7 protein-coding genes, 1 tRNA gene and 1 pseudogene are annotated in these 7,187 nt (G+C 43.9%); all 9 read right to left on the reverse strand.

The annotated features are described in order from the left end of the window. Positions 1-325: pseudogene (locus tag PX636_RS19625) on the reverse strand (Uma2 family endonuclease); the annotation flags it as partial. A 192-nt stretch (positions 326-517) separates the two neighbouring features. Beyond that, positions 518-805, reverse strand: coding sequence for a ssl2009 family thylakoid membrane protein (locus tag PX636_RS19630; protein ID WP_002798884.1), 288 nt, complete (start codon positions 803-805; stop codon positions 518-520). Positions 806-819: 14 nt separating this feature from the next. Beyond that, on the reverse strand, positions 820-1,473 hold the full coding sequence (upp, locus tag PX636_RS19635) for a uracil phosphoribosyltransferase (RefSeq protein WP_288118410.1): 654 nt from the start codon (positions 1,471-1,473) through the stop codon (positions 820-822). Positions 1,474-1,696: 223 nt separating this feature from the next. Continuing rightward, positions 1,697-1,879 carry a 30S ribosomal protein S21 gene (gene rpsU, locus PX636_RS19640; protein ID WP_002738938.1) on the reverse strand — a complete coding sequence of 61 codons (183 nt, stop codon included), beginning with the start codon at positions 1,877-1,879 and terminating at the stop codon, positions 1,697-1,699. Positions 1,880-1,945: 66 nt separating this feature from the next. Then, the gene (locus PX636_RS19645) at positions 1,946-2,299 is read right to left on the reverse strand and encodes a metal-sensing transcriptional repressor (RefSeq protein WP_002781887.1); all 354 of its coding nucleotides are present in this window, start codon (positions 2,297-2,299) and stop codon (positions 1,946-1,948) included. A 77-nt stretch (positions 2,300-2,376) separates the two neighbouring features. After that, positions 2,377-3,612 carry an RNA-guided endonuclease InsQ/TnpB family protein gene (locus PX636_RS19650; RefSeq protein ID WP_288118412.1) on the reverse strand — a complete coding sequence of 412 codons (1,236 nt, stop codon included), beginning with the start codon at positions 3,610-3,612 and terminating at the stop codon, positions 2,377-2,379. Between the two features lie 247 nt (positions 3,613-3,859). Continuing rightward, positions 3,860-3,931, reverse strand: a tRNA-Thr gene (locus PX636_RS19655). Positions 3,932-4,110: 179 nt separating this feature from the next. Beyond that, the gene (locus PX636_RS19660) at positions 4,111-6,009 is read right to left on the reverse strand and encodes an NAD(P)H-quinone oxidoreductase subunit F (protein ID WP_004162467.1); all 1,899 of its coding nucleotides are present in this window, start codon (positions 6,007-6,009) and stop codon (positions 4,111-4,113) included. Between the two features lie 221 nt (positions 6,010-6,230). Continuing rightward, positions 6,231-6,914, reverse strand: a complete 684-nt coding sequence (locus tag PX636_RS19665) for a PHP domain-containing protein (protein ID WP_004162466.1) — start codon at positions 6,912-6,914, stop codon at positions 6,231-6,233. Positions 6,915-7,187: the final 273 nt, after the last annotated feature.

A 7,187-nucleotide genomic window follows, 5' to 3' on the forward strand; every position in this document is an offset into this window, starting at 1 on the left:
AAATTACCTCTAAAAACAAAATCGGCAAGATATACTTTTCTTGCCACAAAACATAGCTTAACCGACCTCTTTCTCCCGTATCATGGTTGACTCCAAGGGCCAAGAAACCATCGGGGACAAAAGCTGATTCCTCTGGATTATAATAAACAGCCATATCTACCCCAAAATACCAATCATCTCGACCAGACCAAATTAAAGCTAATAAACTTAGCAGTAGATTGGGAATATCATTCTGTAACTGATTATCCACTGGAGTTTCGTCGGAAGAGGGCAATTCTTCGGCGCTGGGAAGAGGGCGATTTTTGTTATAGGTGAGGTTAACCATAGCTCCGACAAGCGTGGTGTTTGATTACTGCTAATTCTAACGGAAAATTACGGTTTTAGATTTCGTTGTTTTTCTGCGATCAAGTCTAAGCGATGATTGTTTTTACTGGTTGCAAGGCTCTGCCTAATTGTCAACACATTATTCTTAAGATATTATCCAACAAGGTTTTTAGATTTATTCAGCCAGCCCTATTTAATGATCGCTACCGTTTTCCTGTACCGCTCCTAACTGTTGACGCACATCATCGATCGCTAGATTTAACTGGGCAATTTTATCTTCTAAACTGCGGCGGGCCACTTCCATGCCTTCCTCTGGAGTCAAGCGCCCATTGCGGCTCTCCTCCAAAAAAGCTTGATTATCCCCATCTGCTAAACCGCGACGGCCGCGATTAGCCAACACTGTCCCCAAAACACCGCCCACTAAACCACCGACAATCGCACCGGCTAAAAAACCGCCCGTAAACCCATCTCGCTGACTCATAATCCCTTTTTCTCCTAATAGGTTCCAAAAGCTCGATCGCCGGCATCACCCAATCCAGGCACGATGTAACCGCCGCTATTTAATCCTTCATCGATAATAGCCGTATAGATGTTCAAGCTGGGATAATTTTGACTCAATTTCTGTAAAGCTGGCGGGGCAGCCACCACGGAAATCAGGCGAATCAGGGTAGGATCAACGCCTCTGCCGGTAATTTCTGCCATTGCCATGGAAATTGATCCCCCCGTGGCTAACATCGGTTCGAGAATTAACACTCTCGTGGCCGGATCAAAACTGGCCGGTAATTTATTTAAATAACAACTCACCTCCAGGGTTTCCTCATTTCTGGCCAAACCGAGGTGATAGGTACTAGCTAGGGGTAAAAGGCTTTGGGCCCCTTCCAACAGGGCTAATCCTGCCCTTAAAATCGGAACTACGGCGATCGGTACGCTAGGATCGATAAAAGTAGCGGGACATTCCGCTAGAGGGGTTTTAACGCTAGTTTCCAGGGTCGGCAACCATTGCCGCGCCGCTTCGTAGGTTAACCAGCGCCCTAGTTCCGTCATCGCTGTTTTAAACAGTACCGAGGGGGTATTTTGATCGCGGGCGATCGCCAGCCAATGCTTAACCAGAGGATGTTCGGGAACGTAGACCCGCAGTTGTAATACCATGAAAACACTAGAACTCGATCGAGGGCTAAACTTTATCTTAAGCGAAAAAGCCTTCAGGAGTCAGTTATCAGTGATCAGTGATCAGTAATCAGCTTTTTTCTCCCTATCTCCCCATCCCCCAACCCCACACCCCACTTCCCACACCCCTAAAACCCAACCCCCACCACTAGGTTAAAATAAAAGCAAGCCAGAAGCTTGCGAGCGGCTTCTGACTTGGGGAGTTTTAACGACGACGGGTTCTTTGTCGTCTCCGGGCTACTGCTTTACGCTTTCTCTTTTCTTGAGGGGTTTCAAAAAATTGATGCTTTTTGATATCCGCATAAATTCCCGCTTTCGCTACCTGTCGCTTAAAACGACGCAGGGCTGATTCGATCGCCTCGTTCTGACCAACTACCACTTGGGTCATTAACCTAATTCACCTCCTGTAATCGCTCTCTGCCTAAAAAATGCCAACTTCTCATTATAGCACAATCTAGGGTAAAAAGCGATCCAAGGCGGCCTTTAATTCTTCAATTTCTGTCTCGATACTACCTTCCTGGGCAGCCCGGGCAATACATTCGCTCAGATGTTCGTCGAGGATCATTCTGGCGACGCGATCAATCGCCCCGCGAATAGCGGCAATTTGCATCAAAACTTCGGGACAGGGACGATTTTCCGATACCATCGTCTTGATGCCGCGAATATGTCCTTCGATGCGCGAGAGACGGTTAATAATTTGCTTCAGGGAAGCTTCGCTATGGACGTGGGGAGTCCCTTTTGACTCGTGGTCATGGCCCGTCTCGTCGTGGTTGTGAAGGGGGTCGAAAGGGGTAATTTGATTAGTCAAGAGCTTACCGTCAATTCAGTTCTACTCTCTAGTGTGCCACAGTTGCGAACCGCTCAACTAAACTTACTCAAACTTACTTAAAAGCCTGAAAGCTTAGTCATTCGTAGTGGGTCAAGCACTACAGGATTAAACGGCAAACCCTTTATTCCCTGGTCAATGACATCAGGAATTACTTTTCTAATGATGTTAAATGCCCCATTGACATCGGCATTTAACAACTGATTTGTTCCCATTTTATAAAGTCCCCTAGCTAACCTTTTTCCCTTAAATAATGGTTTTTCTTCACCATATTTAGGTAACTCATCCCTATCTAAAGCACTGGATTGTGAGGTATAGGATTCTTCAGTTATTATGACTTTTATCCCTTTTAATTGAGCTTTATAGGTTAACATTTCTATTAATCTATAATGGGGAATATTAACAAATTGTTGATTATTCCTTTTTCCTAGATTAAGACATTGTTTTATCCGCTCATTATGCCCAATTATTAATGTCCCTATTTGAGGTCGAATACACCAATCTATTACTCTTTTACTGGCTGTGTGTAGATAATTTTCTACTCGACAGTTTCGTTTATGGGTTAGGAATAGCAATCTCTTAGATGAGGGTTGATTATTTCTGGTTTTCAGTTGAGATTGTAAGCGGGAACGTTGTTTGTTGTAGAAGGTGTTAATTGCTTTTAACGGTCTGCCATTTACCAAAAGAGGTGCTACACCTGTTTGATTTGTAGTTACAGCCATTAAGTTATTAACTCCTAAATCTACCCCAGCTATCTCTTGTTTATCTGTGGTCTCCGACCGTCTTTCATAGACTATTTCAATGACATAACAGCTACTTTTGGGGACAATTCTCACCTCAATTATTTCTCTTCGGGAAGTGGTCATCTTTAAGTCGCTCATAGACAAGTGACAAATTCCTTCTTTTAAAGGTTTTTTATAAATTGATTCCTGAGAATATATCAGCAGGTTCCTTCCTTTGGTTTTGTCCTTATACTTAATAATTTTAGGTTTTCCTAAAAATTTTTCAGGGTGTTTTTTCCAAGCTCTAAAAGCGGCAAAATAACTAATCCAAGCCTGATCTAATCTTCTGATTATCTGCTTACTCACTTTCGTGGGTAAAGCTAAATAATCTGAGGTTTTAGATACCAGATGATAGAGTTGATTAAAACTCAGTTTTTGGGAGTTTTCAAAGAAATATTGGCGATAATGGTAGTTAGCTAGATTGAACAAATTTTTTGACAAAAAGGCATAATGGTCTATTTCTGACCATAAGGGATGGTTTTGACTGATAATATGACGTTCAACTAGCTTCATATCTTGATTATACCTGATAACGTTCTTAAAATCTATCGGTGGCCAAAGTTACTTATTTTAGCTATCTAGCTACAGAAATGAGTAGCTTTAAAAAGCTTTAGGTAGGTTTTTGGTTTCTGTGGTTAACCCCAGTCCCTAGAATGGTTTTGTCTGGTTTAAATTTCCGTTCAGGGGTCTTCGGTTTGAAAGTGGGAAGTGGGAAGTGGGAAGTAGGTTTTTTAAAGTTCGATTGGGAGTGAGAGATTAAAGCTGGTGATGGGATTTGAACCCGCGACCGGCTGATTACAAATCAGCTGCTCTACCACTGAGCTACACCAGCATTTTTGACCAACCAATTATAACACAAATAGGGCTTGCTGAAAAAGTTTTTCCCGCGGGCAGGGTGTGGGGTTTTAAGCTAAGACCGATTTTAACCGTCTGTCCCCCCCGAGCAGATTCATCCCGCTGCTTTCCCTCCCTAGTCCGCGACCGGAAGACTAGGGAGCGATACACAGAGGTTCAATGAGTCAAAAGGGATGACCAATAATCAGTTATCAGTGACCATTGACCGTTTAATAAGAGCCAGATTAATCCCCCTATTCCCAAAAGAATAGTCAAAACATAAAACTGTGATTGACCAGAAACATTATACTTTAAGGCACTGCCGCTAAAAATCGTCGCTAAACTGACCAAATTAACCAGACCATCAATAATATAACGATCGAGCCAAGCGGTAATTTTTGACAGGCTTCCCACGGCTAAAACCACGGTAAACTGATAGATGCGATCAAGATAGAAGTCATAAGCGAACAAATCTTGCAAGAATCGCAGGATTAACCCGGTTGGTCTGGCCCAAGCTCGTCTTAACTCTACCATTAACCCGATAACTAGGCCAATTACTCCAGAGGCCATCAGTAAGGGAAAACCCCAGACAATAGTAAAACTCTGGTTATTAACGAGAGGATTGGTGAAAGATAGCCAAAAATCCCAACGTAGGGGAATAATCGGGGCCAATAAAACGATTAAAATCAACGATACCATGGGCAAAGCCATCGGCCAAGCCACTTCCGGGGTGCGATGGGTCTTACTTTGGGTTTGTCCCAAAAAGACTAAACGAAAGACCCGCGTGAGATTGACGATGCTAAGACAATTAACAAAGATTAAAACCGCTAATAACCACCAAGGAATCGCCCATTCACCACTTAACCACCGTTTTAACGTCCAAAACATCCCCAGGGGCATTAAAACCGTCATCCCCGCGGAACCTCCTAAAAAAGCCGTGGTTGTAGCCGGCATTCTTGCCCAAATTCCCCCCATTTCCGTGATATTCTGGTTACTGGTGGTGAGAATTAAGGCTCCTGCGCTCATAAACAATAAAGCTTTTGCGATCGCATGGGAGAATAAAATTAGTAAAGCGATATCCACATGACCTAATCCCACCGCAATAAAGACCAAACCGAGATAGGCACTGGTGGAGTGGCATAAAACCCGTTTAATATCAATTTGGGATAAGGCCATCAGAGAAGTACCGATTGCCGTCATTGTCCCCAACACTATTAAAACATTGGCAGCGATCGGAGATAGGGTAAACACCGGCTGCAGCTTAATTAAAACATAAGCCCCCGCCGAAACCACGATCGAATTCCGCATGATTCCGGCTGGATTTGGTCCCTCCATCGCCTCATCTAGCCACAAATTCAGGGGAAATTGGGCGCATTTACCCGTTGGACCAGCAATAAGGGCTAATCCTAACAAAGTCGCCGTCAGAGGCGGTACAGGGTTATTTACTGCCCAATTTTCTAACTGAGAAAAACTCAATCCTTCTCCGTAACTGGACAGAGCCACCAAACCCATCAATAAAATAATATCGCCGACGCGCTTGGTTAAAAAGGCATCTCGGGCCGCGGTTACTACCAAAGGTTGGGCATACCAAAAACCGACGAGGAGATAGGTAGAGACCGTTAACATCTCTAGGAAAGCGTAACTGAATAGTAGGGAGTCACTCAGGGCAATTCCCCCCAAAGCTGCCTCAAAAAAGCCCATTAAGCCATAAAATCTCGCCAAAGACCAATCCTTTTCCATGTAGCCAAGGGCATAGATTTGGGCCAAGAGACTGACGAGGGTAATCACTTCCAGCGTCCCCAAACTGACGGGAGAAAGTTCGATCGAAAGGGATAAACTAAGATCGGCCACTTTTACCCATTCAAAAGTCAGTTTAATCGTCTCTCGATGCCAAATTTGATTAAAAGCGATCGTTCCGTGTATTAACCCTAATACGGTCATCAATAGGTTAATATAAGCGGCCGGCCGCGGACCGGTGCGACTAATAATGCCTAAAGACCAAGGCAAGGTTAAAATCGAACCAATTAAGCCATAAATGGGAATTAACCAGCAAGTGTAAAGGAATAAATCTTTCATTCAGGGGGTTATCAGTTATCAGTTATCAGTGATCAGTGATCAGGTTTAAGTTTTAAGTTATCAGGTTTAAGTTTTCAATTTTCAACAAATTTAGGCTCTTTCACTGGTTACTGGTTACTGATTACTGATCACTGATCAACGGCCATAAAAAACTAACACTCGATCGAGAAGGGAGCGAGTTTAGTCAATTTAGTTATTTTACCGTTAATCCCGGGATCGGGCTAAATGCGCTGTAATAAAGATTTACCGTGGGAATCGGTGCTACAGGTGGCGAATAATTGATATTGACGACTAAGAGCGAGAGCTTGTTCGGTTTCCCGTTGACTCGGTAGCCAGGGTTTGGGATTGCCGTAGGCATAAAAGGCCTCAATACCATCAATACCCAATTCTACCGCCGCCGCTACTAAATCGGCCGCGGGGCGATGGTAACGAAAGGGATGGGCGAGAACCACTAGGGCCCCCGCTTGCTGTAAACTGTTAATGACTCTAGAGGCCAAAGCTAGATCTCCTTCCGGTTTGGCTCTTTGCAGATAGGGAGTCAAAACGGTATGAGTAGGATCGAAACCATAGCCAAGAATATGCACTTCTGTCTCTAAGAGATTCGCCGTAATTTCTACCCCTGTCCAGAGATGGGGTAGAGAACCCTTTAAATGCTCATTTTCTAGCCAAATTTGGGCTTGTCGATAACCTTCGATCGAGTGATGATCAGTAATTGCTAATCCTTTTAGTCCGATGTCTAACGCTTGTCTCATCAAGTCTTGGGGACTCATTTGACCATCGGAACAATGGGTATGAAGATGGAAATTGTAATGGTAGGGACAACTATCATAGCCGACATTTGCCCACACCGCTTTCAGGGCGAGGGTATCTTGAGCTAGGGGTGGAATTGTAGCAGAAACGACCATGCAGTATTGAGGAAATTTCCCAAAGATTACAAATTGTTAACGATCAGCATAGCAAATACCAAAAAAAATTGGGTAGCTGCTGTTACCACTAATACTAAATCCTGTTTCAAAGGTGTGGGGAAGTGGGGAAGTGGGGAAATGGGGAAATGGGGAAATGGGGGAATGGGGAATTTCAACTAAAACCCTAACACCCTAACACCCTAACACCCTAAAACCCTAACACCCTAACACCCCACACCCCACACCCTGCCCCCAGGAAAAACTTTTTGCCGC

The organism is Microcystis sp. M53598_WE2 (assembly GCF_030067735.1).
In the GTDB taxonomy this organism is placed as follows: Bacteria; Cyanobacteriota; Cyanobacteriia; order Cyanobacteriales; family Microcystaceae; genus Microcystis; species Microcystis aeruginosa.